Source organism: Epibacterium sp. ABZ3_068 (genome assembly GCF_056159265.1).
Genome location: NZ_JBSWUV010000001.1, coordinates 2,699,100 through 2,725,602 on the forward strand (window position 1 = coordinate 2,699,100; position 26,503 = coordinate 2,725,602).

27 protein-coding genes are annotated in these 26,503 nt (G+C 58.2%); 14 read left to right on the forward strand and 13 right to left on the reverse strand.

The features are described from left to right. Positions 1–116 precede the first annotated feature (116 nt). From ACXAEW_RS12850 to ACXAEW_RS12880, 7 genes are all read left to right on the forward strand, one after another. Positions 117–1,025 carry an AAA family ATPase gene (locus tag ACXAEW_RS12850; protein WP_474941694.1) on the forward strand — a complete coding sequence of 303 codons (909 nt, stop codon included), beginning with the start codon at positions 117–119 and terminating at the stop codon, positions 1,023–1,025. Continuing rightward, complete coding sequence (locus ACXAEW_RS12855; RefSeq protein WP_474941695.1) at positions 1,022–2,269, forward strand: vWA domain-containing protein; 1,248 nt, start codon at positions 1,022–1,024, stop codon at positions 2,267–2,269. Before ACXAEW_RS12850 ends, ACXAEW_RS12855 begins: the two co-directional genes overlap by 4 nt. 89 nt (positions 2,270–2,358) lie before the next feature. Continuing rightward, complete coding sequence (locus ACXAEW_RS12860; protein ID WP_474941696.1) at positions 2,359–3,339, forward strand: XdhC family protein; 981 nt, start codon at positions 2,359–2,361, stop codon at positions 3,337–3,339. Further along, the gene (locus ACXAEW_RS12865; protein ID WP_474941697.1) at positions 3,336–4,337 is read left to right on the forward strand and encodes a molybdopterin-binding protein; all 1,002 of its coding nucleotides are present in this window, start codon (positions 3,336–3,338) and stop codon (positions 4,335–4,337) included. Before ACXAEW_RS12860 ends, ACXAEW_RS12865 begins: the two co-directional genes overlap by 4 nt. 237 nt (positions 4,338–4,574) lie before the next feature. Further along, entirely contained in the window at positions 4,575–5,057 is a 483-nt protein-coding gene (locus ACXAEW_RS12870; protein ID WP_474941698.1) for a (2Fe-2S)-binding protein, read from the forward strand. Positions 5,058–5,159: 102 nt separating this feature from the next. Further along, positions 5,160–7,523, forward strand: coding sequence for a xanthine dehydrogenase family protein molybdopterin-binding subunit (locus tag ACXAEW_RS12875; protein WP_474941699.1), 2,364 nt, complete (start codon positions 5,160–5,162; stop codon positions 7,521–7,523). Between the two features lie 9 nt (positions 7,524–7,532). Next, on the forward strand, positions 7,533–8,321 hold the full coding sequence (locus ACXAEW_RS12880) for an FAD binding domain-containing protein (protein ID WP_474941700.1): 789 nt from the start codon (positions 7,533–7,535) through the stop codon (positions 8,319–8,321). A 59-nt stretch (positions 8,322–8,380) separates the two neighbouring features. On the opposite strand, the gene ACXAEW_RS12885 is transcribed toward ACXAEW_RS12880, so the two are convergent. Further along, positions 8,381–9,013, reverse strand: a complete 633-nt coding sequence (locus ACXAEW_RS12885; protein ID WP_474941701.1) for a methyl-accepting chemotaxis protein — start codon at positions 9,011–9,013, stop codon at positions 8,381–8,383. A 142-nt stretch (positions 9,014–9,155) separates the two neighbouring features. Beyond that, positions 9,156–9,764 (reverse strand): translation initiation factor IF-3, encoded by a 609-nt coding sequence (gene infC / locus ACXAEW_RS12890; protein WP_474943032.1) that lies wholly within the window; start codon positions 9,762–9,764, stop codon positions 9,156–9,158. Positions 9,765–9,992: 228 nt separating this feature from the next. Here infC and ACXAEW_RS12895 point away from each other — a divergent pair, with 228 nt between their 5' ends. Continuing rightward, complete coding sequence (locus ACXAEW_RS12895; RefSeq protein WP_474941702.1) at positions 9,993–10,727, forward strand: translation initiation factor 3; 735 nt, start codon at positions 9,993–9,995, stop codon at positions 10,725–10,727. Positions 10,728–10,788: 61 nt separating this feature from the next. On the opposite strand, the gene ACXAEW_RS12900 is transcribed toward ACXAEW_RS12895, so the two are convergent. The 7 genes from ACXAEW_RS12900 to cobA form a co-directional block, all read right to left on the reverse strand. Beyond that, positions 10,789–11,256, reverse strand: a complete 468-nt coding sequence (locus ACXAEW_RS12900) for a hypothetical protein (RefSeq protein WP_474941703.1) — start codon at positions 11,254–11,256, stop codon at positions 10,789–10,791. A 153-nt stretch (positions 11,257–11,409) separates the two neighbouring features. After that, positions 11,410–12,249, reverse strand: a complete 840-nt coding sequence (locus ACXAEW_RS12905) for a ferredoxin--NADP reductase (RefSeq protein WP_474941704.1) — start codon at positions 12,247–12,249, stop codon at positions 11,410–11,412. 142 nt (positions 12,250–12,391) lie between these two features. Further along, positions 12,392–12,793, reverse strand: a complete 402-nt coding sequence (locus ACXAEW_RS12910; protein WP_474941705.1) for a DUF934 domain-containing protein — start codon at positions 12,791–12,793, stop codon at positions 12,392–12,394. A 3-nt stretch (positions 12,794–12,796) separates the two neighbouring features. Further along, positions 12,797–13,555, reverse strand: coding sequence for a phosphoadenylyl-sulfate reductase (locus tag ACXAEW_RS12915; protein ID WP_474941706.1), 759 nt, complete (start codon positions 13,553–13,555; stop codon positions 12,797–12,799). Positions 13,556–13,560: 5 nt separating this feature from the next. Further along, positions 13,561–15,225, reverse strand: coding sequence for a nitrite/sulfite reductase (locus ACXAEW_RS12920; protein WP_474941707.1), 1,665 nt, complete (start codon positions 15,223–15,225; stop codon positions 13,561–13,563). Then, complete coding sequence (locus ACXAEW_RS12925; RefSeq protein ID WP_474941708.1) at positions 15,218–15,526, reverse strand: DUF2849 domain-containing protein; 309 nt, start codon at positions 15,524–15,526, stop codon at positions 15,218–15,220. The genes ACXAEW_RS12920 and ACXAEW_RS12925 overlap by 8 nt, the downstream gene beginning before the upstream one ends. Continuing rightward, positions 15,526–16,278: a uroporphyrinogen-III C-methyltransferase gene (cobA, locus tag ACXAEW_RS12930; protein ID WP_474943033.1), complete on the reverse strand. Its 753-nt coding sequence runs from the start codon at positions 16,276–16,278 to the stop codon at positions 15,526–15,528. The genes ACXAEW_RS12925 and cobA overlap by 1 nt, the downstream gene beginning before the upstream one ends. Before the next feature lie 212 nt (positions 16,279–16,490). On the opposite strand from cobA, the gene ACXAEW_RS12935 reads away from it, so the two are divergent. Continuing rightward, positions 16,491–16,958 (forward strand): Lrp/AsnC family transcriptional regulator, encoded by a 468-nt coding sequence (locus ACXAEW_RS12935; protein ID WP_474941709.1) that lies wholly within the window; start codon positions 16,491–16,493, stop codon positions 16,956–16,958. Positions 16,959–17,020: 62 nt separating this feature from the next. On the opposite strand, the gene ACXAEW_RS12940 is transcribed toward ACXAEW_RS12935, so the two are convergent. Then, the gene (locus ACXAEW_RS12940) at positions 17,021–18,205 is read right to left on the reverse strand and encodes a cytochrome P450 (RefSeq protein ID WP_474941710.1); all 1,185 of its coding nucleotides are present in this window, start codon (positions 18,203–18,205) and stop codon (positions 17,021–17,023) included. Positions 18,206–18,267: 62 nt separating this feature from the next. On the opposite strand from ACXAEW_RS12940, the gene ACXAEW_RS12945 reads away from it, so the two are divergent. The 5 genes from ACXAEW_RS12945 (at position 18,268) to ACXAEW_RS12965 (ending at position 24,644) form a co-directional block, all read left to right on the forward strand. Beyond that, positions 18,268–20,022: a sensor histidine kinase gene (locus ACXAEW_RS12945; RefSeq protein WP_474941711.1), complete on the forward strand. Its 1,755-nt coding sequence runs from the start codon at positions 18,268–18,270 to the stop codon at positions 20,020–20,022. Further along, the gene (locus ACXAEW_RS12950) at positions 20,019–21,248 is read left to right on the forward strand and encodes a sigma-54-dependent transcriptional regulator (RefSeq protein WP_474941712.1); all 1,230 of its coding nucleotides are present in this window, start codon (positions 20,019–20,021) and stop codon (positions 21,246–21,248) included. Before ACXAEW_RS12945 ends, ACXAEW_RS12950 begins: the two co-directional genes overlap by 4 nt. A gap of 236 nt (positions 21,249–21,484) precedes the next feature. Beyond that, positions 21,485–22,486, forward strand: coding sequence for a DctP family TRAP transporter solute-binding subunit (locus ACXAEW_RS12955; protein WP_474941713.1), 1,002 nt, complete (start codon positions 21,485–21,487; stop codon positions 22,484–22,486). A 104-nt stretch (positions 22,487–22,590) separates the two neighbouring features. Further along, positions 22,591–23,268, forward strand: coding sequence for a TRAP transporter small permease (locus ACXAEW_RS12960; RefSeq protein ID WP_474941714.1), 678 nt, complete (start codon positions 22,591–22,593; stop codon positions 23,266–23,268). Next, a complete protein-coding gene (locus ACXAEW_RS12965) occupies positions 23,268–24,644 on the forward strand; it encodes a TRAP transporter large permease (protein ID WP_474941715.1) in 1,377 nt (458 codons plus the stop codon). Before ACXAEW_RS12960 ends, ACXAEW_RS12965 begins: the two co-directional genes overlap by 1 nt. A 90-nt stretch (positions 24,645–24,734) precedes the next feature. Here the strand turns inward: ACXAEW_RS12965 and tpiA are convergent, their stop codons facing one another. The 3 genes from tpiA to ACXAEW_RS12980 all read right to left on the reverse strand — a co-directional run bounded on the left by tpiA (position 24,735) and on the right by ACXAEW_RS12980 (position 26,378). Next, entirely contained in the window at positions 24,735–25,475 is a 741-nt protein-coding gene (gene tpiA / locus ACXAEW_RS12970; protein ID WP_474941716.1) for a triose-phosphate isomerase, read from the reverse strand. Between the two features lie 106 nt (positions 25,476–25,581). Then, entirely contained in the window at positions 25,582–25,941 is a 360-nt protein-coding gene (locus ACXAEW_RS12975) for a HesB/IscA family protein (protein WP_474941717.1), read from the reverse strand. Between the two features lie 74 nt (positions 25,942–26,015). Then, the gene (locus tag ACXAEW_RS12980) at positions 26,016–26,378 is read right to left on the reverse strand and encodes an SUF system Fe-S cluster assembly protein (protein WP_474941718.1); all 363 of its coding nucleotides are present in this window, start codon (positions 26,376–26,378) and stop codon (positions 26,016–26,018) included. Positions 26,379–26,503: the final 125 nt, after the last annotated feature.

Here is a 26,503-nt window from a genome sequence, read left to right on the forward strand (position 1 = left end):
GGGCGGAATATGGGCCAAAAGGCTTTGGAATTGTGTTGCCAAGATGCCAATTGCGACTTTGGCAGCCTTGACGAGGTGTTTTTGCCATGCCCTCCTGATCTCTGAGGGAGGACGACATGCAGGATTACGAGACCATCGAAGCCCTTCAGAGCGATTTGGAGGCGCAGCAATATGTCTGCGGGCGGTCGCTGGCGACGGTGCTGTTCCTTTCGCTGAAACTGGGACGGCCGCTGTTCCTCGAGGGGGAGGCAGGCGTTGGCAAGACGGAAATCGCAAAGGCGCTGGCGGCCTCTTTGGGGCGACGGCTGATCCGGTTGCAATGCTACGAAGGGCTCGATGTGGCCTCTGCCGTTTATGAGTGGAACTTTGCCGCGCAGATGGTGGCAATCCGAACCGCCGAGGCTGCCGGGGAAGTTCAGGCGGCGCAGCTCAAGCAGGATCTCTTTGCTCCGGAGTATTTGATTGAACGCCCCTTGCTGCAGGCTATGCGCCCTGATCCCGCAGGTCCTCCGGTTTTGCTGATCGACGAACTTGACCGGGCCGACGAGCCGTTTGAGGCGTTCTTGCTGGAGGCTCTGTCCGAGTTTCAGGTAACGATCCCGGAGTTGGGCCCGATTACCGCGTCAGAGCCGCCGATTGTGATTCTGACCTCCAACCGCACACGAGAGGTGCATGACGCGCTGAAGCGGCGCTGTCTCTATCACTGGGTGGAATATCCCGACTTTGATCAGGAGCTGGAAATTCTGAAAACGCGTCTGCCGGGAATTTCCGAACATCTCAGCCAAGAGGTGATTGCGGTTGTTCAAGCTCTGCGGACAGAGGATCTGTTTAAAAAGCCGGGGATTGCCGAGACGCTGGACTGGGCAAAATGCCTGCTGGCGCTGGATGTGGTTGCCATGAGCCCCGAGGTCATGGCGGATACATTGGGCGCGCTGCTGAAGTATCAGGACGACATTGCGCAGATGCAGGGGAGCGCGGCCAAACGGATCCTGGATCAGGTTCAGGCCGAGCGGAGCCTGGTGTGAGCGCGGCGCTGGATCTTCCGGTGCCGGAAGCGCCGAAACTGGCGGAAAACATCACTCATTTTGCGCGTGCCTTGCGAAATGCGGGCCTGCCTGTCGGCAGTGATCGCATTCTGAACGCTCTGGAAGCTGTTGAAACTATGGGGCTTTCACAAAAGGCGGATTTCTATTGGGCGCTGCGGGCCTGTTTTGTGTCCCGCCCTGATCACCATGAGGTCTTTGATCAGCTCTTTCACATGTTCTGGCGGGACCCCCGGTTTCTGGAGCGGATGATGGCGGCGATGTTGCCCGCCCTTCGCAAGGCGCGCGAGGACAGCACGGCCAAACCCGGTTCCAAACGAGCCAGCGAAGCCCTGATCGACGCCATGCGTCTGCCGCCGCCCAGTCAGCCCCAAAAGGAGGGCGAAAGCGAGGTTGAGGTCAACGCGACACTTACTATGTCTGCGCAGGAACGACTGCGCCATATGGATTTTGAACAGATGAGCGCCGCAGAACTCGCCGAGGCAAAACGGGCGCTGGCGCGGTTGAAACTGCCGATCAAGCCGCTGATCAGTCGCAGAAGGGTGCCGGTCACCCATGCCGGGGGGATTGACCGCAGACGCAGTTTTCGCGCGGCGCGGCGCACCGGCGGCGAGCTGCAGAGCCTGTTTCGCAGCGGACCAGCTGTGCGTGTTCCAAATATCGTGGTGCTCTGTGATATCTCCGGTTCCATGAGCCAATACAGTCGCGTTTTGCTGCATTTTATCCACGCGTTGGTTCTCGCGCAGCGTCATGATGGCGCGCTGGTGCACAGCTTTACCTTCGGGACACAACTAACGAATATTACACGGCATTTGCGCCACAAGGATGTCGATGCGGCGCTGGTGACTGCCGGGCGCAGTGCCTTGGATTGGGAAGGGGGAACCCGGATAGGTCAGTGCATCGACAGGTTCAATCGTGACTGGTCTCGCCGGGTTCTGAGCCGGGGTGCGGTGGTGTTGCTGATTACCGATGGACTTGAATGCGATGCCCCTGATGAACTGGCCACAGCGATGCAGCATCTGCACCGGCGGGCGCATCGTTTGATCTGGGTGAATCCGTTGATGCGGTTTGATCGCTTTGCGCCTTTGTCCCAAGGCGCGCAGGCGATCCTGCCTCATGTGGATGCGCTCTGTGCGGGGCATTCTGTATCGAGCCTTGAAGGGCTGGCCCAACTCTTGTCGCAACCGGTTGGTGTCAAAGTAAAGCAGACCCCCATCGGGAGGTGAAGTACACTCAAGGGTTTACTTTTGCTCTTGAAAGCGCAAGTCAAAGGGAAGACAGTCATCGGCATGCGCAGCAGAGCGCGGAGGCTTATATGAAAAATACCGTACAATCTGTTGAAAATGCGCTGGAAACCGCTTTGGCCTGGCACCGGGAGGGGATCGGCGCAGCGCTTGCGACGGTGGTTCAGACCTGGGGATCCGCCCCACGCCGGGCGGGCTCGCAACTGGTGGTGGGCGGTGACGGGCGCATCGAGGGTTCGGTTTCGGGGGGCTGTGTGGAAGGGGCTGTTGTTCATGCGGCACTCGAAGCTCTGGAGACAGGACGCCACGCGCTTCTGGAATTTGGGGTCAGTGACGCGGATGCCTTTGCCGTTGGGCTGGCTTGTGGGGGCACGATCAAGGTCCTGGTGGAGCCGGTGGGGGCAACGCTGCCCGAAGACCTGCTGGCGGATTTGGTCGCGCGCCGTGCCAGTCGCCAGGCGGTGGCCTATGTTGTTGATCTGGAGAGCGGGCAGGGAGAGCTGACCTGTGATGGCGTTGCAGACGCGCTGGCCAAGGATCGATCCGGGATGACAGAGGACGGGCGCTTTGTGGCGGTTCATAATCCGCCTCTGCGTCTGATTGTTGTAGGAGCCGTTCACATCGCGCAGGCGCTGGTGGTGATGGCGCAGGTTGCAGGCTATGCGCCTGTCGTTGTGGACCCGCGCGAAACATTTGCAAATGCCGAGCGGTTTCCGGGTGTTGCATTGATGGACGATTGGCCGGATGAGGCATTGAAGGCCCTTGCGCTGGATTCGCGCTGCGCCGTTGTTTTGTTGACCCATGATCCCAAGATTGATGATCCGGCCTTGGATGTGGCGCTGGGATCGGCCTGTTTTTACATTGGCGCACTGGGCTCAAAGAAGACCCATGCGGCGCGACTGGCGCGGATGGCTGAAGCGGGCCATGACGCGCAGGCCTGTGCGCGGATCAAAGGGCCGGTTGGTCTGGATATCGGTGCCGCAACCCCGGCCGAAATTGCAGTTTCCATTCTGGCAGAGATGACCGCGACTTTGCGTGGTAAGCTTACATGAGGTTTGGCCCGGTTCCGGTGACACAGGCGCAGGGCAGCTTGCTGGCCCATTCTGTTGCGACGCCTGCACGTCAACTGCGCAAGGGCACACGGCTGACGCAGGATGATCTGGCTGCTTTACAGGCGGCGGGGTTGGAAGAGGTGGTCGTTGCCACATTGGAAGCAGGCGACCTGCACGAAGATGACGCTGCCTTGAAGCTGGCGCAGATGCTGGCCCCGATTTCCGAAAATCTGGGGGTGAGAATCGTTCCGGCCGGAGCAGGGCGGGTGAACCTTTATGCCACGGGGCCGGGGATCATCAGAGTGGAGGCCGCGCGTATCGCGGCGCTGAACGCGGTGGATCCGATGGTGACTTTGGCCACTGTTCCGGATTTTCACCGGGTTGATTCAGGCACGATGGTCGCAACGATCAAAATCATATCCTATGGCGTGCTGGATCAGGCTGTTGAGGATGCGGGCGCTGACGCAAGCGGAGCCCTGCGGCGGCTGGCGCCGGTGTTCGGGTCGGCAGCACTGATCGAAACGCAGGTGCCGGGGCAGACCCTCTCGGACAAGGGGCGTGCGGCAATGACGGGGCGTCTGGATCGGATGGGTGTTCAGATCGGTCCGCGGGTCATGGTGCCACATGGCGAAGTTGAACTGGCCGAGGCTCTGCGCGCGGCAAAACAAGAGGTTCTGCTGATCCTCACCGGCTCGGCCACATCAGATGTTCTGGATGTGGCTCCCTCCGCTCTGCGCGCGGCCGGCGGAGTGGTGGAGCGTTTTGGCATGCCGGTGGACCCCGGCAACCTGTTGTTTCTGGGGCATTTGGGCGACAAGCCTGTGATTGGTCTGCCGGGATGTGCGCGTTCCCCTGCGCTGAACGGGGCGGATTGGGTGTTGGAGAGGGTCCTGTGTGGAGTGCCTGTAACGGGGGATGATATCGCGATGATGGGCGTTGGTGGTTTGTTGAAAGAAATCCCCACGCGGCCCAGACCTCGGCGCGAACAGGCAGACTAACGACCAGAGTACAAGGGGGCAGGTATAGGCAAAAAGTACTATATGGCGATGTTTTCCTAGCCAAGTGCTCGTAACGGTGCTTTGGTTGACGCTAACAGCGGTTCACTGCCGGAAATCGACACCTGGCCACACTCTTTCCGGGACCTCAGCGGGATCGCGCACACAGGACTTCTCCGATTCGGTTTTCGATGTTGCGCGGACCCCGTGCAGCCAAACATAGCTATGAGGGAGGAACCTATGGCGAAGGTCTCAATGACCGTAAACGGCACCCCCGCCGAGGGGGATGTTGAAGGAAGAACGCTGCTTGTGCAGTTTCTGCGTGACACTCTGGAGCTGACCGGAACCCATGTGGGCTGTGATACGTCCCAATGCGGCGCGTGTACGGTGCATGTGGATGGGGTTGCGGTGAAGTCCTGTACCATGCTGGCGTTGGAAGCGGATGGCGCAGAGGTTACGACAATCGAAGGCATTGCCGAACCCGATGGAACATTATCTGCGGTGCAGCAGGCGTTTCAGGACTGCCACGGGCTGCAATGCGGGTTCTGTACACCGGGTATGGTGATGACAGCCACGGCGCTGCTGAAGGACAATCCCAAACCGTCCGAGGCAGAGGTGCGCGCCCATCTGGAGGGCAATATCTGCCGCTGCACCGGATACCACAATATCGTCAAAGCTATTTTACAGGCCTCGGGGCAATTGCAGCCGATCGCCGCCGAGTAATCAGATCCGCCGGACCGATTGGAGGATTGGGCCCGGCATTTGGATCACGACCAAGATTTTCGCCTGCCAGAGGAAACGCAGGCAATCCAGGGAGGAGAGACCATGCCCAAGGATCAAGGCATTGGTGTCAGCAGCAAGCGACGCGAGGATGTGCGTTTTCTGACTGGGACCGGAAATTACACAGATGACATCAATTTACGTGGACAGGCCCATGTGGCGTTTCTGCGGTCTGATGTGGCCCATGCAAAGATCACCCAGCTGGACACAGCCGATGCGGCGGCAATGCCGGGGGTGATCCGCATCTTTACCGCGAAAGATTTCGAAGGGGTCGGGGGCTTGCCCTGCGGCTGGCAGGTGACCGACCGCGAAGGCAACCCGATGCAGGAGCCAGCCCATCCCATTCTGGCCACGGATAAGGTGCGCCATGTCGGGGAGATCATCGCCGCAGTGGTTGGCGAAACCTTTGAACAGGCGCGTGATGCGGCCGAAGCAATTGAATTGGACCTGGATGAGCTGCCCGCCGTGGTGGATATGAAGGGGGCGCTGGACGCCGATGCGGCCAAAGTTCATGACGATCTGACGTCAAACCTTTGTTATGACTGGGGATTTGTGGAAGAAAACCGCGAGGCGGTCGACAAGGCGATTGCTGAGGCTGCCCATGTGACCACGCTGGAACTGGTCAACAACCGACTGGTTGCCAACCCGATGGAGCCCCGCGTGGCCATTGGCGACTACAATCGGGCCGATGATCAATCCACGCTTTATACCTCCTCGCAGAACCCTCATGTGATTCGCCTGCTGATGGGGGCTTTTGTGCTTGGGATCCCGGAGCACAAGCTGCGGGTTGTGGCCCCTGATGTGGGTGGAGGATTTGGCTCCAAGATCTTCCACTATGCGGAAGAAGCCTTCTGTACTTTTGCTGCCAAAGCTTTGGTGCGGCCGGTGAAATGGACCTCAACCCGGTCCGAGGCGTTTATCTCGGACGCCCATGGGCGGGACCATGTGACCAAGATCCAACTGGCGCTGGATGCTGACAATAATTTCACCGCTATCCGGACTGAGACCTACGCCAATATGGGAGCCTATCTGTCCACCTTTGCACCTTCGGTTCCCACCTGGCTGCATGGCACGTTGATGGCGGGGAACTACAAGACTCCGTTGATCTATGTGAATGTCAAAGCGGTCTTTACCAATACGGTGCCGGTGGACGCCTATCGCGGCGCTGGGCGGCCTGAAGCAACGTTCCAGCTGGAGCGGGTGATCGACAAGGCCGCGCGAGAGTTGGGGGTTGATCCCATCGCATTGCGTCGGCAGAATTTCATCACCGAATTCCCCTATGCCACGCCGGTTGCCGTTGAATATGACACGGGCGACTATCACGCGACCATGGATAAGCTGGAGGAGATCGCCGACCTTGCGGGGTTCGCGGCGCGCCGTGCCGAAAGCGAAGCCAAGGGCAAGCTGCGCGGTCTGGGCATCAACTGCTATATCGAGGCTTGCGGGATCGCGCCGTCCAATCTGGTCGGGCAATTGGGGGCGCGTGCGGGTCTTTATGAAAGCGCCACTGTGCGGGTCAATGCAACTGGTGGTCTGGTGGTGATGACCGGCAGCCACAGTCATGGCCAAGGGCACGAGACGACCTTTGCCCAGGTGGTGGCGGATATGATCGGCATTGATGAAAACATGGTCGATATCGTCCACGGAGATACGGCCAATACGCCGATGGGCATGGGCACTTATGGCTCGCGTTCTTTGGCGGTTGGCGGGTCGGCGTTGGTACGCGCTACCGAGAAGATCATCGCCAAGACCAAGAAGATCGCGGCGCATCTGATGGAGGCCGCAGAGGCAGATATCGAACTGAAAGACGGGGCCTTTACCGTTGCGGGAACGGATAAATCCGTCACTTGGGGGGAAATCTGTCTGGCGGCCTATGTGCCCCATAACTATCCGCTGGAGGATATTGAACCGGGGCTGGAAGAGACCGCCTTTTATGATCCGTCCAACTTTGTCTACCCGTCCGGAGCCTATGCATGTGAGGTTGAGGTGGACCCGGACACGGGCAAGGTCACAATCGAGGCGTTTTCTGCGGCGGATGATTTTGGCAATATCGTGAACCCGATGATTGTGGAGGGGCAGGTCCATGGCGGGCTGGCCCAGGGGATCGGTCAGGCGCTTATGGAAAACTGCGTCTATGATGACACCGGGCAGCTGTTGTCCGCGTCTTTCATGGATTACGCGATGCCGCGCGCGGATGATTTTCCGTCCTTTGTGGTAGATCATTCGGTCCAGACGCCCTGCACTCACAATCCGCTGGGCGTCAAGGGCTGTGGGGAAGCCGGGGCGATTGGGTCTCCTCCTGCTGTGGTCAACGCAGTGGTCGACGCGCTGAACTCTGCCGGAAAATCCGTCACCCATATCGACATGCCGATGAGCCCGTCCCGTGTCTGGGCCGCAATGCAAGAGTGAGGTTGAACAATGTATGAGTTCGAATTTGAAAAACCGACAACATTGGCCGACGCTGTAAACGCTTTGGCTGCGGACGGGGCGCAGGCGCTGGGCGGAGGGCAGACGCTTTTGCCGACGATGAAACAGCGTCTGGCGATGCCCGAAAAACTGGTGTCTTTGACCGCTGTGCCCGAGCTGAAGGGCGTCAGTGGTGATGGCAGCAATCTGACGATCGGGGCAGGGACCCCCCATGGTGTAGTCGCGGCCGGGGTTGCTGGCAGCTATCCTGCACTGGCACAGCTGGCGTCCAATATCGGTGATCCTGCGGTGCGCAATCGCGGGACCATCGGCGGCTCGCTCGCCAACAACGACCCTTCTGCCTGTTATCCTTCGGCGGTTTTGGCAAGTGGTGCGACCGTTGTGACCAACACGCGTGAGATCGCGGCGGATGACTACTTCCAGGGGATGTTTACAACCGCTCTGGAAGAGGGAGAGATCATCACTGCGGTGCGTTTCCCGGTCCCGCAGGTCGCGAACTACCAGAAATTCGTTCAGCCCGCGTCCCGCTTTGCGCTGGTTGGGGTCTTTGTGGCAAAATACGCGGATGGCGTGCGCGTGGCTGTGACGGGCGCTTCCGAGGACGGTGTGTTCCGGTGGAGCGCAGCAGAGGCTGCCCTGGCGGGGAACTTTGATGCTTCGGCGGTTTCCGGGTTAAGCTTGGATGCTGCGACCATGATCGAGGACATGCATGGCAGTAAGGCCTATCGCGCGCATCTGGTCAAAGTTCTGACCGGCCGTGCTGTTACCGCCGCCTCCTAAAGAAAGCGCAGGATAAGATCTGACGGGCAGGCCGGTTCGGCCTGCCCGAAGTGTTTGGATCATGCCCGAAGGAACCCGGCGATATCGTTCAGAAGGACCTGCGTTCTGCCAGACAATTCCCGGATCTCTTTGGCGATGACGGTAAACCCTTTGCCCATATCGCCAATCCGCGCCGCCTCAATCGAGGCGTTGAAAGCGATCAGCTGAATGTTGCGACCCACGGATTCCGCATTGGAGATCGCGTCCAGCATGTCTTTCTCGCGCTTCTGGTTGCGTTTTTTGTGCGTGTCCAGCAGATTATGTGTCATTTCGGCCAGGAAGTCTGTAACAGCGGGTTCCAGAACATAGAGACAATGGTTGGAGAACTCCTCTGTCGCGGCGGGCAGGTTGGCCACTTGACCCTCAGCTCCGCGGATCACTTTGATCAGGGGGGCCAGAGACTCCATGCTTTTGGCTTGCTTATCCGTCAGGGTTTCCGGAAACTCATGCTGGGCGGTGCGCAGCAGTTCTGGCAAGGTGGAGCCCAGCATCCTATGTGCGTCTTCCAACCGCGTGGCAGAGAGTTTGAAAATCTCCTCGGCTTTGGCGTTCTTGGTCTGTTCATTCATCAAAGCCATCAGCGTCAACGCGGCAATCCGGCAGGGACCAACCGCCGAAAACGCCGTATTCTGTAACTCCGTTAAATTATGCATTGGGTTCACCCGTTAGGAATTCACAACGGGTTTAGGGACAAATAGTTACTGGCTTCGTAACCGAGATCCCAAATCGACAAAAAACCCTCCGCAGATCGGAGGGTTCTTGTGAATTTTTCAAATGTGCCGGTGGAATAGGCAATTATCCCTTGGCTGGAAGCGGGCCGATCATCATGATCATCTGACGCCCTTCCATCTTGGGCATGTTTTCCACCTTGCCCACTTCCTTGATGTCTTCTGCAACACGCAACAGCAGTTCACGGCCAAGGTTCTGGTGCGCCATTTCGCGGCCCCGGAAGCGCAGGGTCACTTTGACCTTGTCGCCTTTTTCAAGGAACTTGAAGACGTTGCGCATCTTGACTTCATAGTCATGGGTGTCTGTGTTCGGGCGGAACTTCACCTCTTTGACTTCGATGGTCTTCTGCTTCTTGCGCGCTTCGCTCTCGCGTTTCTGCTGTTCGTACTTGAATTTGCCGAAGTCCATGATCTTGCACACCGGAGGTGTGGCATTGGGAGAGATCTCCACCAGATCAAGACCGGCATCAGCAGCCATTTGCATCGCTTTGGCAGGGTGAACCACCCCGACGTTTTCCCCTTCGGCGCCAATCAGGCGGATTTCAGGGGCGCGAATACGATCATTGATACGCGGGCCAGTTTCACGTTGAGGCGGCGCATTGTGCGGTCGGCGGGCTATGACGTCTATCCTTCTGTCATTACGAAAAAGTGCCTGAAAACTACAGTCGACAAGCACATGATTCAAGTTAAATGCGGGTATGACCGGCCTTTTCCGGGTTTTCAACCCATGTTTGACCTCGGGCCTCTGTGTTTCTCGGCCAAGGACCGCCCATTGGGGGCTTTGTGATCAGCAGAGCTTGGCCCATGCGGTTTTTTGAAACTCTTTCCCCCTTGAGGCGCGCGGTCTTCACGCTCAGGTACACCGTGAGTCCGGGTTCGGATATGGAAACGAAAGGAAGTCACGATGAAACCTGTAACAGTTGTCGCTGCAGTTGCTGTTGTTGGACTGGGGGGGGTGCTTTGGTATCAGTCCCAAAACACGACACAGGTTGAGAGCGAAGTAGAGACACCTGCGATCGCCGAAGAGACCGCGCCGGACGTCGCAGAAACGGTTGAGGCCGAAGCTGAGGAAGCGGCTGAGGCCGTTGAGGATGCGGCAACTTCGGTTGTGGATCAGGTGGAAAGCGCGGTGGATGGCGCGGCTGAGGCGGTTGAAACTGCCGTGGATGAGGCTGCAGATGCGGCGACTGAAACCGCACAGGATGCGGTTGAGGCCGCAACCGATGCAGCCGCTGATGTTGTTGACACTACCACCGATGCCGCAGCAGGTGCTGTGGAAGGTGTTACCGAAGCCGCAAACGAAACTGTCGAAAGTGCCACGGAAACAGTGGGGGATGTGGTCGAGAACGTGACCGAAACCGCAACCGAAGGTGCCAATGTGGCAGCTGAGGCTGTTTCGGATACCGTTGACCAGGCGACCTCTTCTGTTGAAGCGGTGACCGAGCCCTCCGTGGACAGTGCTTTGTCGGTGCTTACTGCGGACGGTTTTGATTTCGACAAGGTTGTCGAGATGGTCAATGGCTCTGAACTGGACGCGTTGAAGAAGACCGCGCTGACCGCAGCGCTGACACAGGCGCGGGACAATCCCGAACTGCTGCAAGCCGCATTGGATCAGGTGAAATCTGCGCTGGGGCTGTAAGCCACTGTGGTTTTCAAAACACCTGGGTCTCCCCGATGGGGGAGACCTTTCTGCAGGGTGGTCAGAGTGGGGCAATTGTGCCGATAACGTGCAGAATGAAGATCAAAATCAAGACACCGATCACCAGAAGTACAATCCACCAGTAAAACTGGAACACAACGGCGGTAACGCCCAAGCCAAAGCCGAACGCGGCAAATTTCCATGGTTCGCCATTAAGAAGTGCCACCAGCGCAAGTAGAATGGCGGTCACGCCAAAGATTGGCACAAACAACGCGAAACGTTCCCACAGCTGCGGAACAGGGGGCTTGGCAGCCTCGGACTGCACGCCAAGGACCGCGTGCCAAGCCGTACGGGTGATATCTCCTGCGATTTCTCTGATCGGCGTTTCTTCAGGCGTGTTCGGGTGCACTGCCGGACCGGTCATCTGCAACAACACCATAACAAGTGCGAGGCCGCCGACCAGTGCGGCCCAAAAGCTCCACCGGCGAAGAGGTGAGGGGGCGGTGGTGATTGGCGGCTCGTTGTTCATAATGCTCTCTCTTGCAAAATCGCTTTGGTCTAAAAGATCTTTTTGGCAAATCTTTGACCGCATGCCAATGTTCGTCCGTGGTGAGACAGCGTCACAGACAGAAAAAGCCGGGCTTTGCAGAGCCCGGCTTTTTTTTCGTGAGTGGTCTTGATCTTAATCCAGGAAGGCTTTTTCGACGACGTAATGTGCCGGTTTCGAATTTGCGCCTTCTTCCAGCCCGTAGCTTTCGAACATTTCTTTCAGTTCGAGGTTAAAGGCCAGGTTGCCGCAGATCATGGCGCGGTCTGAGTCCGGGTTCAAAGGCGCGACCCCGAGATCCGCAAAGGCTTCGCCGGACTTCATCAGGTCGGTGATGCGGCCCATCTTGGCGCTCTCTTCGCGGGTGGTGGTCGGGTAGTATTTGATCTTCTTCCAGAAGCCTTCGCCGATCACCTCATTGAGCAGCTCGTCTTCCTTCAGGCTTTCGATCAGCTCGCGCCCATAGGTCAGCTCACCGGCTTCGCGGCAGGTGTGGGTGATGATGATCTCTTCGAACTTCTCATACGTCTCTGGTTCGCGCAGCAGGGATGCAAAGGGGGCAAAACCGGTGCCTGTGGCAAAGAACCAGATGCGTTTGCCGGGGATCAGCGCGTCATGCACAAGGGTGCCCACCGGTTTCGGGCGCAGGATGATTTCGTCGCCTTCCTTGATGTGCTGCAGCTTGGAGGTCAGCGGACCGTCCTGCACTTTGATCGAGTAGAACTCCAGCTCTTCGCCCCAGGACGGGGAGGCGATGGAATAGGCGCGCATGATCGGCTTGGCCTTGCCGGTCTTTTCGTTCACGTCGCCCATCAGGCCGATCATCACAAATTCACCTGAGCGGAAGCGCAGCGAAGCAGGGCGGGTGACCTTGAAGGAGAAAAGCCGGTCGGTCCAGTGCTTCACTTCGGTTACGGTCTGCGCGTCCGGCAGGGTTGGGGTCTTGGGTTTGGTCTCAACAGCAGCGTCGGTCACGGGGCATCTCGTCTCTGGTGGGCTCTCGGTTTTGTAAACCGGAGCCGGGGATTACTCTTTGATGTCGATCAGACAGGCGCCGGCAGGTCAAAAAGTGACGCTGCCAACGCCAGATCCTGGGTTTTGTGGTCTGGCTGGCGTATCAGCGGGCGGCTTGGCCACCGCGCAGGCGGGCTTGGTAATTGTGGCTTTTCCAGTCGGCGCGGGCAAGCCATTGCTCTTGCGGTTGGCGGGTGGCGAGATCATCGCTGATTTCCACCTCGTCAAAGCCCGAGCGGCGCGCCATTGCGTATTGGTCAGCCAGCACATGGCCCTTGGCCCGCAGGCGTCCGGTGAAACCCTGCAGACGCAGCTGACGCGCCAGCGTGAAGCCGCGGCCATCCGCGAAGCTGGGGAAATCCACGACAACCAGCTCGATACCGTCGAGCGAGGATACAGCCTCTTTGAGAACCGCATCAGAGGCCAGTTGAAGGACATTTGTGCCCTCAAAACCGCCGGTCCAATCGTCCTGGAGAAAACCGTTATCGGTTACAATCACACTCATCTCTTACGCTCCTGTGCGTACAAATTTGCCATCCACCACATGGATGCCGCATTCTTCTTTGTTGTCGCCGCGCCAACGGCCGGCACGGGGGTCTTCGCCTTCCTTGACCGGGGTTGTGCAGGGGGCACAACCGATCGAAGGATACCCCTGAGCCACCAACGGGTGACGGGGCAGGCGGTTTTCATCCATATAGGCCCGCACGTCTTCCGGTGCCCAATGGGCCAGCGGGTTGATCTTCATGCGGCCGGTGCCTTGCTCGACCTCAAAGAAGTCGAGCGCCGCGCGGCTGCCCGCCTGAAAGCGTTTGCGACCGGTGATCCAACCGTCATAACCGTCCAGAGCCTTTGCCAGCGGCACGGTCTTGCGCAATGTGCAGCAGGCGTCCTTGTCGCTGAAACGCAGCGCGCCATAGGGGTCCTTCTCTGCGATGTCGTCGGCCTTGATGATCCGGACCTTGCGCAGACCCAAACGTTCGCTCACTTCCTGCTGATACAGCAGGGTCTCGGTGAACAAAAGTTCGGTATCCACAAACAACACCGGTGTCTCGGGATTGATCACCGCCGCCATGTGCAACAACACCACGGATTCCGCGCCAAAACTGGATACGAGGGCGATGTTACCCGCCTCTCGCAGGGCGCCTTCCATGACCGACGTGGCCGAATGATGCCGGTAGCGTGTGTTGAGCACGTCAACCTGTTCGGCCAAGGCTCGGTCAGCGTCGCTGAGCGCCTCGGGTTGGAGTGGTTCCGCAGAAGTGAACATGTGCCTCAGGCCACTTTCTTTTCACTGTCGGGATAAAGCGCGGCTTTGAACGGCTGCATTCCCACCCGGCGGTATGTTTCGAGGAAGGTCTCTTCCGCGGTTTCACGCACCTCAAGATACGTGTTGATAATGCGCTCGATGGCCGGGATGATCTCATCATAGGCAAAACCCGGACCGGTACGCGTGCCGATGGCTGCGGTTTCCGTGCCGTCGCCACCCAGAGTGATCTGATAGTTCTCTACGCCTGCGCGGTCCAGACCCAGGATGCCGATGTGACCCACGTGGTGGTGGCCACAGGCGTTGATGCAGCCCGAGATCTTGATCTTCAGTGCGCCGATTTCATGCTCCAGCTTCAACTCGTCAAAGCGGGTTGCGATGTCCTGGGCCACCGGGATCGAGCGGGCGGTGGCCAGCGCGCAGTAATCCATGCCGGGGCAGGCGATGATGTCCGAGATCAGTCCCACGTTGGCGGTGGCCAGACCGGCCTCTTTCAGCTTGGCGTGGATCGCGGGCAGATCCGACTTATGGACATGCGGCAGGATCACGTTCTGCTCGTGGCTGATGCGCAGTTCACCATAGGCGAACTGTTCAGCAAGATCTGCCATCACATTCATCTGTTCGGCAGTTGCATCACCCGGTGTCTGGCCATGTGCCTTGACCGAGATGGTGACAATCGCGTGGTCGTCTTTGCGGTGCTTGGCCAGGTTGGTGTCGGCCCAGGCGCGGAAGATCGGATCAGCATCATAGGCCGCATCATAGGCAGCCGTGTCCTCGGTGCGGAACTCTGGCGCGGCAAAATGCGCTTCGATCTCTTTCAGAAGCTCCTGGTCCGTGCCGTCAAACTCGGCGCGACGCTGGATGAACTGCTCTTCGACCATCTCGCGATAGGTGTCAATGCCGTTTTCCTGAACCGTGATCTTGATCCGTGCTTTGTATTTATTATCGCGACGGCCCAGGATGTTGTAGACGGCCAGAACCGCTTCCAGATAGGGCAGCAGATCTGCCTGCGGCAGGAAATCACGCAGGACTTTGCCAACCATCGGGGTGCGGCCAAGGCCACCACCGACGATGACCTCGAAACCAGCTTCGCCGTCTTTTTCCACCATGCGCAGGCCCACGTCATGGGCTTTTGTCACGGCGCGGTCATTGGGGCTGCCGGTGATGGCGATTTTGAACTTGCGGCCCAGGAACTGGAATTCCGGGTGGTCGGTGGACCACTGGCGGATCAGCTCGGCAATGGGGCGGGGGTCTTTGATCTCATCTGCGGCGGCGCCGGCAAAATGGTCCGAGGTCACGTTACGGATGGTGTTGCCCGAGGTCTGGATCGCGTGCAGGCCAACCTGACCCAGCGCGTCCAGCATATCCGGCACGTCTTTCAGTTTCGGCCAGTTGTATTGAATGTTCTGACGGGTGGTGAAATGGCCATAGCCCTTGTCCCATTTCTGCGCCAAGAGCGCCAGGGTGCGCATCTGGTCGGGGTTCAGGGTGCCATAGGGGATCGCAACCCGCAGCATATAGGCGTGCAGCTGCAGATAAAGACCATTCATCAGGCGCAGGGGCTTGAATTCGTCCTCGGTCAGGGATCCGTCGATGCGGCGCTCTACCTGGGCGCGGAACTGCGCGTTGCGTTCTGCCAGAAAGGCCGTGTCGAATGCGTTGTACTTATACATCTGCTGCGGCCTCCTGTTTGCCGTGGCTATAGTTCGACGGGCCGGTTCGACGGAATTCTTCGCGGAAATGCGTTGGTTCCGGGCCATTTGGACCTTCCTTGGCGTCCGCGAGATAGGCTCCGACGATCACAAGGTTCTGTTTTTCGGCCTCAAGAAGGCGCAGCTGCGATTCCGCCTCGTCGGTGATCAGCTCAGCTTCGGACAGGTTGCGTGTCCAGGTGTTGTCGGCGGTGAAATAGATCACATCACCTTCGAGCAGATCATTGGCGGTCACTACTTTGGGCGTAAAGGGGCGTGGCATTATGCATGCTCCATTTGCAAATCGTAAAGGGCAGCAGCGCTGTCGCGCGGAGCAAGCCCGAGAAGGGTGAGGGCAGGGCCGTCAAATGCGGCATCTGCCAGATCGTGAGGCAGGCGGTCCAACGTCGTTTCCAGAACGCGTTGATTGGATCGCGAGGCATTTTCAACAATTGTCACAGGGGTGGCGCGATCTGCACCGTGCATGATCAGACGCCCCTGCACAAAACGGGCGGATTTTTTTCCCATATAGATCGCAGCAACCTGACCAGGGCGTGCCAGCGCGGCCCAGTCATGATCAGCAAAGCCTTTCATGTCGTGGCCGGTGAGGTAACGTACAGAACTGTTGCGCCCTCGCTGGGTCAGGCTTTGCCCGATCCCCGCCACAGCCGCGGAGGCCGCCGTAATGCCGGGCACGATCTGATAGGAGACACCGGCTTGTTCGCAGGCGGTGACTTCTTCGTCCAGCCGGCCAAAGATGGTGGGATCGCCGGATTTCAGACGCACAACTTTACGACCCGCCTGCGCATGGGCAACCAGACGGCTGCAAATCTCTTCCTGAGAAATCTGCGGGCCAAAACCCTCTTTGCCGACGTTTTCCAGCCGCGCCGAGTCGCCTGCCAGTTCCAGGATCTCGTCGCTGACCAAACGGTCATAGAGAATAACATCTGCCTGAGCCAGGGATTTGACCGCTTTGACGGTCAGAAGATCCGCATCGCCGGGGCCGGAGCCAACAAAGGCAACGGCGCCTGGCATCAGGCAGAACCGTCCGCGCCCGTGCGGGAGAACAGCTTTGGCGCGCTCTGTGCGTTGGTCTGACATTCATCTGGTCCGTGTTGCTGTTTGACTTGATGGTAGATATAGGAAATATTCCCCCTTGCCCGCCATATGTAAGAGAAAATAAGAATGATTATTCTATGGCTTTCAGAGCGCAGAATGGTTTGTCCTGAAATGGAAGGAAAACAGGAATGACGGTGCGGATTGATGGGACGGATCGGAAAATTTTGGCCGAGCTGCAGCGTGATGCGGGCCAATCTCTGGACGAAATCGCGCGCCGTGTCGGCAGTTCCAAGACGCCAGTCTGGAATCGTATCCGGAAACTGAAGGATACCGGCGTCATCAAACAGCAGACCTTTTTGCTGGATGCCGAGGCCCTGGGGTATGAGGCTTGTTTCTTTGTGCTGATCCGCACTTCTGAACATGAAGCCGACTGGCAGGCGAAGTTCCTGAAAGCCTTGCAGGACCGTCCCGAAGTGCAAGAGGCGCATCGGCTGGCGGGAGATATTGATTACATCATCAAGGTTCGGGTCCAGAACGCACGGGCCTATGACAAATTCTATCAGGCGCTGATCTCGGAAGTGCGGGTGCATAATGTGACCGCGCTTTTGTCGATGGAAGAGATCAAGTCCACCACCATGCTGCCTTTGGGCGGTTAATCTGAACGGTGCGGGGATGGGCCGCGCACAACGGCCTGCCGCTTGATCCGTGTTTCTTGCCCTTATCCCATGGCTACCATCAGCTCTGGAAAGCCGTGGAAGTGATAGCTGTCCGCGAAGCTGGGCTGGGTGGTCAGGCGCAGATCCGGGCATCGGGACAGAAGGATCGGCAGCGCGATCTGCATCTCCATCCGCGCCAGAGGAGCCCCCACACAGAAATGCAGCCCGCCGCCAAAGGATTTGTTCACTTTTGGCAGGCGCGTCGGGTCGAATTGATCCGCACGCGGGCAGGTGTCAGGATCGCGGTTTGCGGCCGCCAGCAACAAGGCCACCTGGTCCCCGCGCTTGAAGGTGTGACCGAACATCTCGACGTCTTCATAGGCGTAGCGCGTGAACATATGGAGCGGGGGATCGTAACGCAGAATTTCTTCGACCAGACGTTCTATGCCTTCAGGTGCAATCCAGCCTTTCTGCCATCCCCTTTGCAGCATGATCCGCAGTCCGTTGCCGAGGGTCGAGACCGTGGCCTCATGTCCGGCGTTCAACAGCAGGATGCAGGTGCTGATCAGCTCCTCCTCGCTAAGGGCGTCGCCTTTTTCCTCTGCCTTGATCAGCCGGGTGATCAGGTCGTCACGCGGATCTGTGCGGCGGGCCTTGATATGCTCTTTCAGATAGGCACTGAATTCAGCGCAGGCCCGGGCTGCACTGTCCTCGGTCTGTCGGGTGCGCCCTGCCTGATACATCGCCACAATATCATTGGACCAGTAGACCAGGCGCATCGCATCCTGCTCCGGTACGCCCAGAAGGCGGCAGATGGTGATGGCAGGCACCTGCACGCAATAGGCGTTCAGAATGTCAAAGGGCTGGTTCGGAAAAGCGTTGATCAGATCATGACACAGGGTTTCGATGTCTGCGCGCAAGGTCTCTACGGCGCGGGAGGTAAAGGCGCGCAACACCAGCTTGCGCAGGCGGGTGTGACGGGGCGGTTCCGCATCCAGCATGGAGTGCGCCTCAACCGCCATGAAGGGGGCCAGATGTGCGGGGGTGGCAGTCACCTGTTCCTCGGGTTTTTCGCGCCCAAACCGGCGATCGCGCAACAGCATGTGCACGGCGCTGTGCGAAAAGGCCGCAACCATCCCGTAGTCGTGCCAGTAATGCAGCGGGCCCATTGCGCGGGCCCGTTTGTAAAACGGATAAGGATCCTGAATGAAATCCGGATCGGTCGGAGATTGATGCAACGTTTCCATACCTTAAAGTCTTTGCCACGATCTCTGGCCTTTGCAAAGGCAGCTTTGATAAGGTGCGCATGATGCAAAGACTTATTGAAAACCGCTGGGCCGTAATCGCCGGATTTCTGACCGCCGTTCTGACCCTGGCCGCCATTGTCTGGACCTATGGGTTTCATCAGGCTCTGGACGGGTTGGCGCAGCGCACCGCTGCCGACCTTGAACTGGCCTCGGACCGGGTCACCTCACAATTGCAGGTCTATCAGGAGCTTGCGGTCCTGATGGCTGACCACCCCGAGGTGCGGCGGCTTGCTGCAGGGGAACCTTCTGAACAGGTGGCAGACTTTCTGCAGGCGGCGGCGGATAAAACCGCGGCACTGGACGTGTTCTTTGTCGACAGGCACGGGCAAGCGGTTGCCCAGGACCAGGACCGGCCAAGCCGCAAGGTGAAGGGGACCCCGTTTTTCGAGCGCGTTATGCAGGGCGCATTGGGCAGTGGTTCGGCAGTTCTGACACCGGGAGATCGGCGGGCCTATTTCTTTGCCGCACCGATCTTTGAAAACGGCGCCGTGCAGGGGGCGTTGATTGTTGTGGCTGATGTGGAAGACGTGGAACAGACCTGGCGGGGGTCTTTGCCTGCGGTGTTCTTCACCAATGCCGATCAGCAGATCTTTATCTCCAACCGGCCTGAACTGTTGTATTGGCAGCGTTCAGCAGATGGGCGGCACCTGTATGATAACCACGGGGTCGAACGGTCGATCCGGCAGCTTTCACTTGGCGGGCATCGGCTGTGGCTGTCGTCCTTTAATCCATACCTGCCAGAGAGGGCCTTGCACCAATCCATGAACCTGCCGGTTTTGGGGCTGGTGGGTGAAATCCTGGTGGATGTTTCACCGGCGCATCGGTTGGCGACCTTGCAGGCGGCCACTGTTATGGCGCTTTGTCTGGCATTTGGTGCGCTGCTTTTTCTTGCAACCGAACGGCGGCGTACCTTGGCGCAGGCCAATGCCGAGCTGGAGGAACGTGTGGCCGCCCGCACTCAGGAACTGACGCAGGCCAACGCGCATTTACGCCGGGAAGTGCATGAGCGCGAAGAGGCTGAAGCGGCCTTGACGCGTGCGCAGGAAGATCTGGTTCAGGCCGGAAAACTCTCTGCGTTGGGCCAAATGTCCGCGGGGATCAGCCACGAGTTGAACCAGCCGCTGATGGCAATTCAGCAGTTTGCCGAAAACGGTGCGGCATTTCTGGAACGCGGCAAGGACGAGCGTGCGAGCGAGAACTTGAGCCGTATTGCCGAGCTTGCCGCGCGGATGGCCCGGATCATCAAGAACCTGCGTGCCTTTGCTCGAAATGAAAGCGAACCGGTGGGGCGTGTTGATCTGGTGGACGTGATCAATACGGCAGTGGAACTGACCGAACCCCGCCTGACGGCGGATGGCATTCAACTGGACTGGGATCCGACCCTTTATGACGGCCCTGTCTATGCTTTGGGCGGGGATGTACGATTGGGGCAGGTCTTTGTGAACCTGATCAATAATGCCGCTGACGCAATGCTGGAGCAGGACGAACGGCTGATCCGAATTGTGATCCACAATGGAAAGAAACTGACGGTTGGCGTGCGCGATTTGGGGCCGGGTTTGAAAGAGCCGGAAAAGGTGTTTGAACCGTTTTATTCGACCAAGGACGTTGGTGCCAGCGAAGAAGGCATGGGGCTGGGGTTGTCCATCTCATACGGGTTGGTGCAGAGCTTTGGCGGCAATATTCGCGGCATCAACACAGAGCGCGGCGCATTATTTACGGTTGAGCTGGACTATTGGAACAAGGAAGACGCGGCATGACACGCAAGGTTTTGTTGGTGGATGATGATGCTGCGGTACGCGAGGCATTGGGTCAAACCTTGGAACTGGGGGATCTGGAACCTGCGACCTATGGCTCCTTTGTTGCGGCCAAGGATCACATCACGGCTGATTTCCCCGGGGTGGTGCTGTCGGATATTCGTATGCCCGGGCGGGATGGGTTTCATCTGTTGGATTACGCGTTGGAAGTTGATCCTGAACTGCCGGTGATCCTTTTAACCGGTGAAGGGGATATTCCCATGGCAGTGCGGGCGATGTCACAGGGGGCGTTTGATTTCCTTGAAAAGCCCTGCGCTTCGGCTGATCTGCTGGCGGTTCTGGAGCGGGCTTTGCGGACGCGGGCTTTGGTTCTGGAAAACCGGGACCTGAAGCGCAAGCTGGAAACCGGAGATGCGGCGGCGCGGATGCTGTTTGGTACGTCCGATCAATCAGAGGCGTTGCGGCAACGGGCGCGATCTGTAGCGCCCACTCGGGCAGAGGTTCTGGTGACGGGGGCGCCGGGGAGTGGCGTTTCCAAAGTTGCAGAGGTGATCCACCTGATGTCGCCCGTGGCGCAGGGGCCGTTTCTAAAACGCGCGTCCGCATCTATTTCCGCGAGCGATGTGGCTGTCTTGTGCCGCGAAGCGGCGCAGGGGTCGCTGTTTCTGGATGAGGTGCAGGGCCTGTCAACGGATGCCCAATACGCTGTTCTTGAGGCTCTGGAACAGGGTCCAGAAGCGCGCGTGATTGCGGGGACAACAACGGATCTGACCAAGGCGGTTGAGGGGGGAGGCTTCAATGCGGATCTCTTCTATCGTCTGGATGTCATGCGGGTACGGATTCCGTCCCTGGCAGAGCGCCCTGCGGATATTCCGGTCCTGTTTCGTCACTATGTCCGGCAAGCGGCGGAGCAGGCCGGGATTGCGGCACCTGAGGTCTCGTCCGAATATCTGGCGGCTTTGATGACGCGCGAATGGCCGGGGAATGCGCGCTCTCTGATGTCCGCGGCGATGCGGTTTGTACTGGGCATGCCTGAAGAGGTAAGCGAGTCGGCCGAGTTGGGGCTTGCGGAACAAATGGCCCAGGTGGAGCGGTCTTTGCTGATCGCGGCTTTGGGCAGACAGAACGGGCGGGCGGCCGCAGCTGCACAGGCGCTGAAACTGCCACGCAAGACCTTTTATGACAAGCTGGCGCGCTATGGGATTCGCCCCGAAGACTACCGGCGCTAACATCTGTGCGGAATCTCGCACAATTGGTTTTTAACCTGTGCGGGTTTCCGCACAGGTTAAAAAATGAACGCTCACGACAGATTGCTGCGCAAATTATACGCCTTTGAAAACAATTGTTAATTTTTGGCGATTCTCCGAAGTTCGAATCGATTCTTGTAGACCCGTGTGAGATCGAACACTGTCCTCCGCAAGCTTCCGTCTATGGCGGGAGCAGGAATTCTTACTGGGAGGTTATCATGAAATTCCTGACCGTTGCGGCAACTGCCGTTGCTCTGTCCGCTACCGCCGGTGCTGCGTTTGCAGCCTGTGATGAAGGCGAGATCGTCGCGAAGTTCAGCCATGTAACCAACACCGACAAGCACCCCAAAGGGATTGCTGCGTCTTTGTTGGAAAAGCGTGTGAACGAAGAGATGAACGGTGTTATGTGCATCGAGGTCTACCCGAACTCGACGCTTTACAACGATAATAAAGTACTCGAAGCAATGTTGCAGGGCGATGTTCAGCTGGCCGCGCCATCCCTCTCCAAATTCGAGAAGTTCACCAAGCAGTTCCGCCTGTTCGACCTGCCGTTCATGTTCAAGAACATCGAAGCGGTTGACGCTTTCCAAGGTTCGGAAGCCGGTCAGTCGATGCTGGATTCGATGCAGCGCCGTGGCCTGCAAGGGCTGGCCTTCTGGCACAACGGCATGAAGCAGATGTCTGCAAACAAGCCGCTGATTTCCCCCGAAGATGCGCAGGGCCTGAAGTTCCGCGTACAGTCTTCTGACGTGCTGGTTGCGCAGATGGAAGCCATCGGTGGTTCACCCCAGAAAATGGCTTTCTCTGAAGTATACGGCGCGCTGCAGCAGGGCGTTGTGGACGGTCAGGAAAACACCTGGTCCAACATCTACGGCAAGAAGTTCTTTGAAGTTCAAGACGGTATCACGGAAACCAACCACGGTGTTCTTGACTATCTGGTTGTGACCAACGTGGACTGGCTGAACAGCCTGGAGCCGGAAGTGCGTGAGCAGTTCCTGACCATTCTGAACGAAGTGACCGCGACACGTAACGCTGAATCGTCCAAAGTGAACGAGGAAGCCAAAGCCTCTGTCATCGCGGCTGGCGGTGTTGTGCGTACCCTGGACGAAGATCAGCGCGCAGTGTGGCTGGAAGCGATGAAGCCCGTTTGGGACAAATTCGCCGGCGATGTTGGCGTTGAGATGATTGAAGCAGCGCAGGCTGCAAACACTGGGCTTTAATCCGGTTTGAATTTCAGAGGGGCGGGTTTCTGCGCCCCTCTGACCTTGGCGGCGCCCCTTCAGGCGGTGCCGTTTCTTTTTCCTGAAAACTTGGGAGATGACTTATGTCGGGGGCACATTCCGGGCCAACCGGGCTTATGGATGCAATCGAAGAGACGTTGATTGCCATCATTATCGGGCTGATGACAGCTCTGACCTTCGCCAATGTAATTGCGCGATTTGTCTTTAACTCGAACATCCTGTGGGCGCTCGAAGCCACTGTGTTCCTGTTTGCGTGGCTGGTTCTTATGGGCGCATCCTATGCGGTCAAGAAGCACTCGCATCTTGGTGTGGACGCGATTGTCAACATGTTGCCACAGGGACCGCGCCGCGTGGTTGGCCTGTTTGCGGCGGCCTGCTGCATCGTGTTCTCGCTGTTGTTGCTGAAAGGCGCCTATGACTATTGGGCGGTTTTTGCGGATCTGCCGCCGACCTCTGGCCGTTGGTTCCCGACGGGGCTCAACGAGACCGCGCGTTCGCAAAGCTTCTATGAAGTGCAGGACGTTCCGATGATTGGCGCCTTCCGCTTTCTGGAAGAGATGATCAACTACGGCGATTCTTACGAGAAACTGCCGAAGGTGGTGCCCTATGTGGTGTTGCCGGTCTCGATGCTGTTGTTGGTGATCCGTTTCACGCAGGCGGCTGTGCAGATTTTCCGCGGCCAAGCCGACCGTCTGGTTGCAAGCCACGAAGTAGAAGATGAGCTGGAAGCCGTGCGTGCCCAGCGTGGGGAGCATGACTGATGGAAGTGGTATTTCTCTTTGGCATGGTGATAGGCCTCCTGTTGCTGGGTGTGCCGATTGCGGTCTCTTTGGGTCTCAGCTCGACCCTGTTCCTGCTGATCTATTCCGACAGCTCGCTGGCCTCTGTCGCGGGCACGCTGTTTGAAGCCTTTGAAGGTCACTTTACCCTTCTGGCGATCCCATTCTTTATTCTGGCGTCCAGCTTTATGACCACGGGCGGCGTGGCGAAACGGATCATCCGGTTCTCGATCGCCTGTGTGGGCCACCTGCCAGGTGGTCTGGCGATTGCGGGTGTGTTTGCCTGTATGCTGTTTGCGGCCCTGTCCGGCTCGTCCCCGGCAACCGTTGTGGCCATTGGTTCGATCGTGATCGCAGGTATGCGTCAGGTGGGCTATTCCAAGGAATTCGCCGCCGGTGTGATCTGTAACGCGGGCACCCTCGGCATCCTGATCCCGCCGTCCATCGTAATGGTTGTCTATGCGGCGGCAGTTGAAGTGTCCGTGGGCCGAATGTTCCTGGCCGGTGTGATCCCGGGCCTTCTGGCTGGTCTGTTCCTGATGGTCACCATCTATGTGATGGCCAAGGTCAAGAACCTGCCCAAAGGCGAATGGCATGGCTGGAGTGAGGTCTTTGCCTCGGCCAAGGACGCGGGCTGGGGGCTGTTCCTGATCGTGATCATTCTGGGCGGCATCTATGGCGGTATCTTTACCCCAACCGAGGCTGCGGCGGTTGCGGCGGTCTATGCCTTCCTGATTGCCTCTTTTGTCTACAAAGACATGGGGCCGCTCTCAAATGGGGAAAATGCGCCCAAGACCCCGCTGATCAAGAAACCTTTGGCTCTGATCACCGCGTTTGTGCACCCTGACACCAAGCACACGCTGTTTGAGGCCGGTAAGCTGACCGTGACCCTGCTGTTTGTGATTGCCAACGCGTTGATCCTGAAGCACGTGCTGACGGATGAGCAGGTGCCGCAGCATATCGCCAATGCGATGCTGTCTGCGGGCTTTGGCCCGGTGATGTTCCTGATCGTTGTCAACGTGATCCTGCTGATTGGTGGCCAGTTCATGGAGCCATCAGGCCTGTTGGTCATCGTGGCACCACTGGTGTTCCCGATTGCAATCGAGCTGGGCATTGATCCGATCCATCTGGGCATCATCATGGTTGTGAACATGGAGATCGGGATGATCACCCCGCCGGTTGGTCTGAACCTCTTTGTGACCTCGGGCGTTGCGGGCATGCCGATGATGGCTGTGGTTCGTGCGGCCCTGCCGTTCCTGGCGGTTCTGTTCGTCTTCCTGATCCTGATCACCTATGTTCCGGTGATTTCGACCTTCCTGCCCAACCACTTTATGGGGCCGGAGATCGTCACCAAATAGAGATAAAAAGAAGAGACCCGCCGGACAAACCGGCGGGCCCCAAGTAATACCTAAAGGCGTCCCCTCGGGCGCCTTTTTTCTTGTGTCGGCTTAAAGCGCTGCGGCGATTGGACCAAAGTCAGCCGCCTTGAGGCTTGCACCGCCGACCAATGCGCCATCGACGTTCGAGACGCCAAAGATCTCGGCTGCATTGCCTGGTTTGACAGAGCCGCCATAGAGCAGAGGGATCGCATTGCCGATGGTATCGCCGAAACGGGCGACCAATTCCGCGCGCAGGAAATCATGAACTTCGCCGATTTGCTCCAATGTCGGGACCTTGCCGGTGCCAATGGCCCAGACAGGTTCATAGGCCACAACGGTGTTTTCACCTGTGATGCCATCAGGCAGGGAGCCTGCCAGCTGGGACCCCGCCACTTTGAGCGTATCACCCGCTTCGCGTTCATCCAGAGTTTCGCCGATGCAGACCACCGCAACCAGCCCCTGGGCCTGGGCGGCCTCGGTCTTGGCGCGGACGATGATGTCGGTTTCGCCATGGTCTGTGCGACGTTCCGAGTGGCCGAGGATCACAGCCGTAGCACCGGCGTCTTTCAGCATCTCGGCACTGAGGTCACCGGTGTGCGCGCCGGAAGTTGCTGCGTGGCAATCCTGACCGCCGATTGCAACCTTGCTGCCCATTACGGTTTCGGCTGCTGCGCTGACCAATGTGGCAGGGGGACAGATCAGAATGTCTGCGGATACATCTTTGGTTGCTTCAGCAATGGCCGCCAATTCCGCCAAAGCGGCACGGGTGCCATTCATTTTCCAGTTGCCAGCTGCAAGTTTGCGCGCCATTTCGGTAATCTCCCTTACCCGTTACTGGGTCAGGGAATAGCACTGCGGACGCTCACCGACAATTACAGATAGACCCGGGCCGGGGTTAACCCGGGAAAGGTGGCAGTTACGCGCTGCCGTCAACCTTAAAGCTGATGGATTCACCACAGCCACAGGCTTCCGCAACATTGGGGTTGTTGAATTTGAAGCTCGCTTCTAGCAGGGAAACCTCATAATCAATCTCGGTGCCAAACAGGAACATTTGCGCCATAGGCGCGATCAGCACGCGTGCGCCGTCCTGTTCGACCACTTCGTCATTGGGGTCTGCGGTATCAACATACTCCATCGTATATTCCATACCGGCACAGCCGCCTTTTTTGACGCCGATGCGAAGACCGGCGCGGCCGTCCTTTTCCATAAGTTTGGAAATCTGCGCCGCAGCGCGTTGTGTCATGGTGACAGCTTGCTTGCCGGGAATAGCGAACATGTAGATCTCCAAAATTGGGCGCGGTCTCCTGTAAATCTAGGGTCGCAACGCCAAGGCTTCAAGTCACGGGAAGGTTACATAAAGCCCAATTCGAGGCGCGCCTCGTCGGACATCATTTCCATTCCCCAGGGCGGTTCCCATGTGAGTTCGACATCACAGCTTTTGATGCCCTCCACGGGTGAGACCGCATCGATGATCCAGCCAGGCATGTCGCCTGCAACCGGACATCCAGGTGCGGTGAGGGTCATGATGATTTTAACGTCGTTTTCGTCAGTGATGTCGATCGTGTAAATCAAGCCGAGATCATAGATGTTGACCGGAATTTCCGGGTCATACACCGACCGGCAGGCTGCCACGACCGCATCAAAGAGGGCGTGGTTCACGCTTGAAGGCGCAATCAGCGGCGTGCCTTCCATGGTTTCAGGTGTGTTGGTCATCGGTGCCTCGAATGGTAATCCGACAGAATATATAGGAAACTCCGGCGCAGGCGTCCAGTGGGCGCGGGCAGTAAGACGCCCGATCGCCTGCGCTTGTGTTCATAAAACGCGATTTGCGTGTGTTT

Bases quoted from the DNA above. Each gene is read 5' to 3' on its own strand.
- ACXAEW_RS12965 (WP_474941715.1), top strand. From the start codon at position 23,268: ATGGAAGTGGTATTTCTCTTTGGCATGGTGATAGGCCTCCTGTTGCTG.
- ACXAEW_RS12960 (WP_474941714.1), top strand. From the start codon at position 22,591: ATGTCGGGGGCACATTCCGGGCCAACCGGGCTTATGGATGCAATCGAA.
- ACXAEW_RS12950 (WP_474941712.1), top strand. From the start codon at position 20,019: ATGACACGCAAGGTTTTGTTGGTGGATGATGATGCTGCGGTACGCGAG.
- ACXAEW_RS12915 (WP_474941706.1), bottom strand. From the start codon at position 13,555: ATGTTCACTTCTGCGGAACCACTCCAACCCGAGGCGCTCAGCGACGCT.
- ACXAEW_RS12880 (WP_474941700.1), top strand. From the start codon at position 7,533: ATGTATGAGTTCGAATTTGAAAAACCGACAACATTGGCCGACGCTGTA.
- ACXAEW_RS12900 (WP_474941703.1), bottom strand. From the start codon at position 11,256: ATGAACAACGAGCCGCCAATCACCACCGCCCCCTCACCTCTTCGCCGG.
- ACXAEW_RS12870 (WP_474941698.1), top strand. From the start codon at position 4,575: ATGGCGAAGGTCTCAATGACCGTAAACGGCACCCCCGCCGAGGGGGAT.
- ACXAEW_RS12920 (WP_474941707.1), bottom strand. From the start codon at position 15,225: ATGTATAAGTACAACGCATTCGACACGGCCTTTCTGGCAGAACGCAAC.
- ACXAEW_RS12975 (WP_474941717.1), bottom strand. From the start codon at position 25,941: ATGTTCGCTATTCCCGGCAAGCAAGCTGTCACCATGACACAACGCGCT.
- ACXAEW_RS12895 (WP_474941702.1), top strand. From the start codon at position 9,993: ATGAAACCTGTAACAGTTGTCGCTGCAGTTGCTGTTGTTGGACTGGGG.
- ACXAEW_RS12885 (WP_474941701.1), bottom strand. From the start codon at position 9,013: ATGCATAATTTAACGGAGTTACAGAATACGGCGTTTTCGGCGGTTGGT.
- ACXAEW_RS12945 (WP_474941711.1), top strand. From the start codon at position 18,268: ATGCAAAGACTTATTGAAAACCGCTGGGCCGTAATCGCCGGATTTCTG.
- ACXAEW_RS12910 (WP_474941705.1), bottom strand. From the start codon at position 12,793: ATGAGTGTGATTGTAACCGATAACGGTTTTCTCCAGGACGATTGGACC.
- ACXAEW_RS12860 (WP_474941696.1), top strand. From the start codon at position 2,359: ATGAAAAATACCGTACAATCTGTTGAAAATGCGCTGGAAACCGCTTTG.
- tpiA (WP_474941716.1), bottom strand. From the start codon at position 25,475: ATGGCGCGCAAACTTGCAGCTGGCAACTGGAAAATGAATGGCACCCGT.
- ACXAEW_RS12935 (WP_474941709.1), top strand. From the start codon at position 16,491: ATGACGGTGCGGATTGATGGGACGGATCGGAAAATTTTGGCCGAGCTG.
- ACXAEW_RS12925 (WP_474941708.1), bottom strand. From the start codon at position 15,526: ATGCCACGCCCCTTTACGCCCAAAGTAGTGACCGCCAATGATCTGCTC.
- cobA (WP_474943033.1), bottom strand. From the start codon at position 16,278: ATGCCAGGCGCCGTTGCCTTTGTTGGCTCCGGCCCCGGCGATGCGGAT.
- ACXAEW_RS12980 (WP_474941718.1), bottom strand. From the start codon at position 26,378: ATGACCAACACACCTGAAACCATGGAAGGCACGCCGCTGATTGCGCCT.
- ACXAEW_RS12865 (WP_474941697.1), top strand. From the start codon at position 3,336: ATGAGGTTTGGCCCGGTTCCGGTGACACAGGCGCAGGGCAGCTTGCTG.
- ACXAEW_RS12875 (WP_474941699.1), top strand. From the start codon at position 5,160: ATGCCCAAGGATCAAGGCATTGGTGTCAGCAGCAAGCGACGCGAGGAT.
- ACXAEW_RS12850 (WP_474941694.1), top strand. From the start codon at position 117: ATGCAGGATTACGAGACCATCGAAGCCCTTCAGAGCGATTTGGAGGCG.
- ACXAEW_RS12940 (WP_474941710.1), bottom strand. From the start codon at position 18,205: ATGGAAACGTTGCATCAATCTCCGACCGATCCGGATTTCATTCAGGAT.
- ACXAEW_RS12955 (WP_474941713.1), top strand. From the start codon at position 21,485: ATGAAATTCCTGACCGTTGCGGCAACTGCCGTTGCTCTGTCCGCTACC.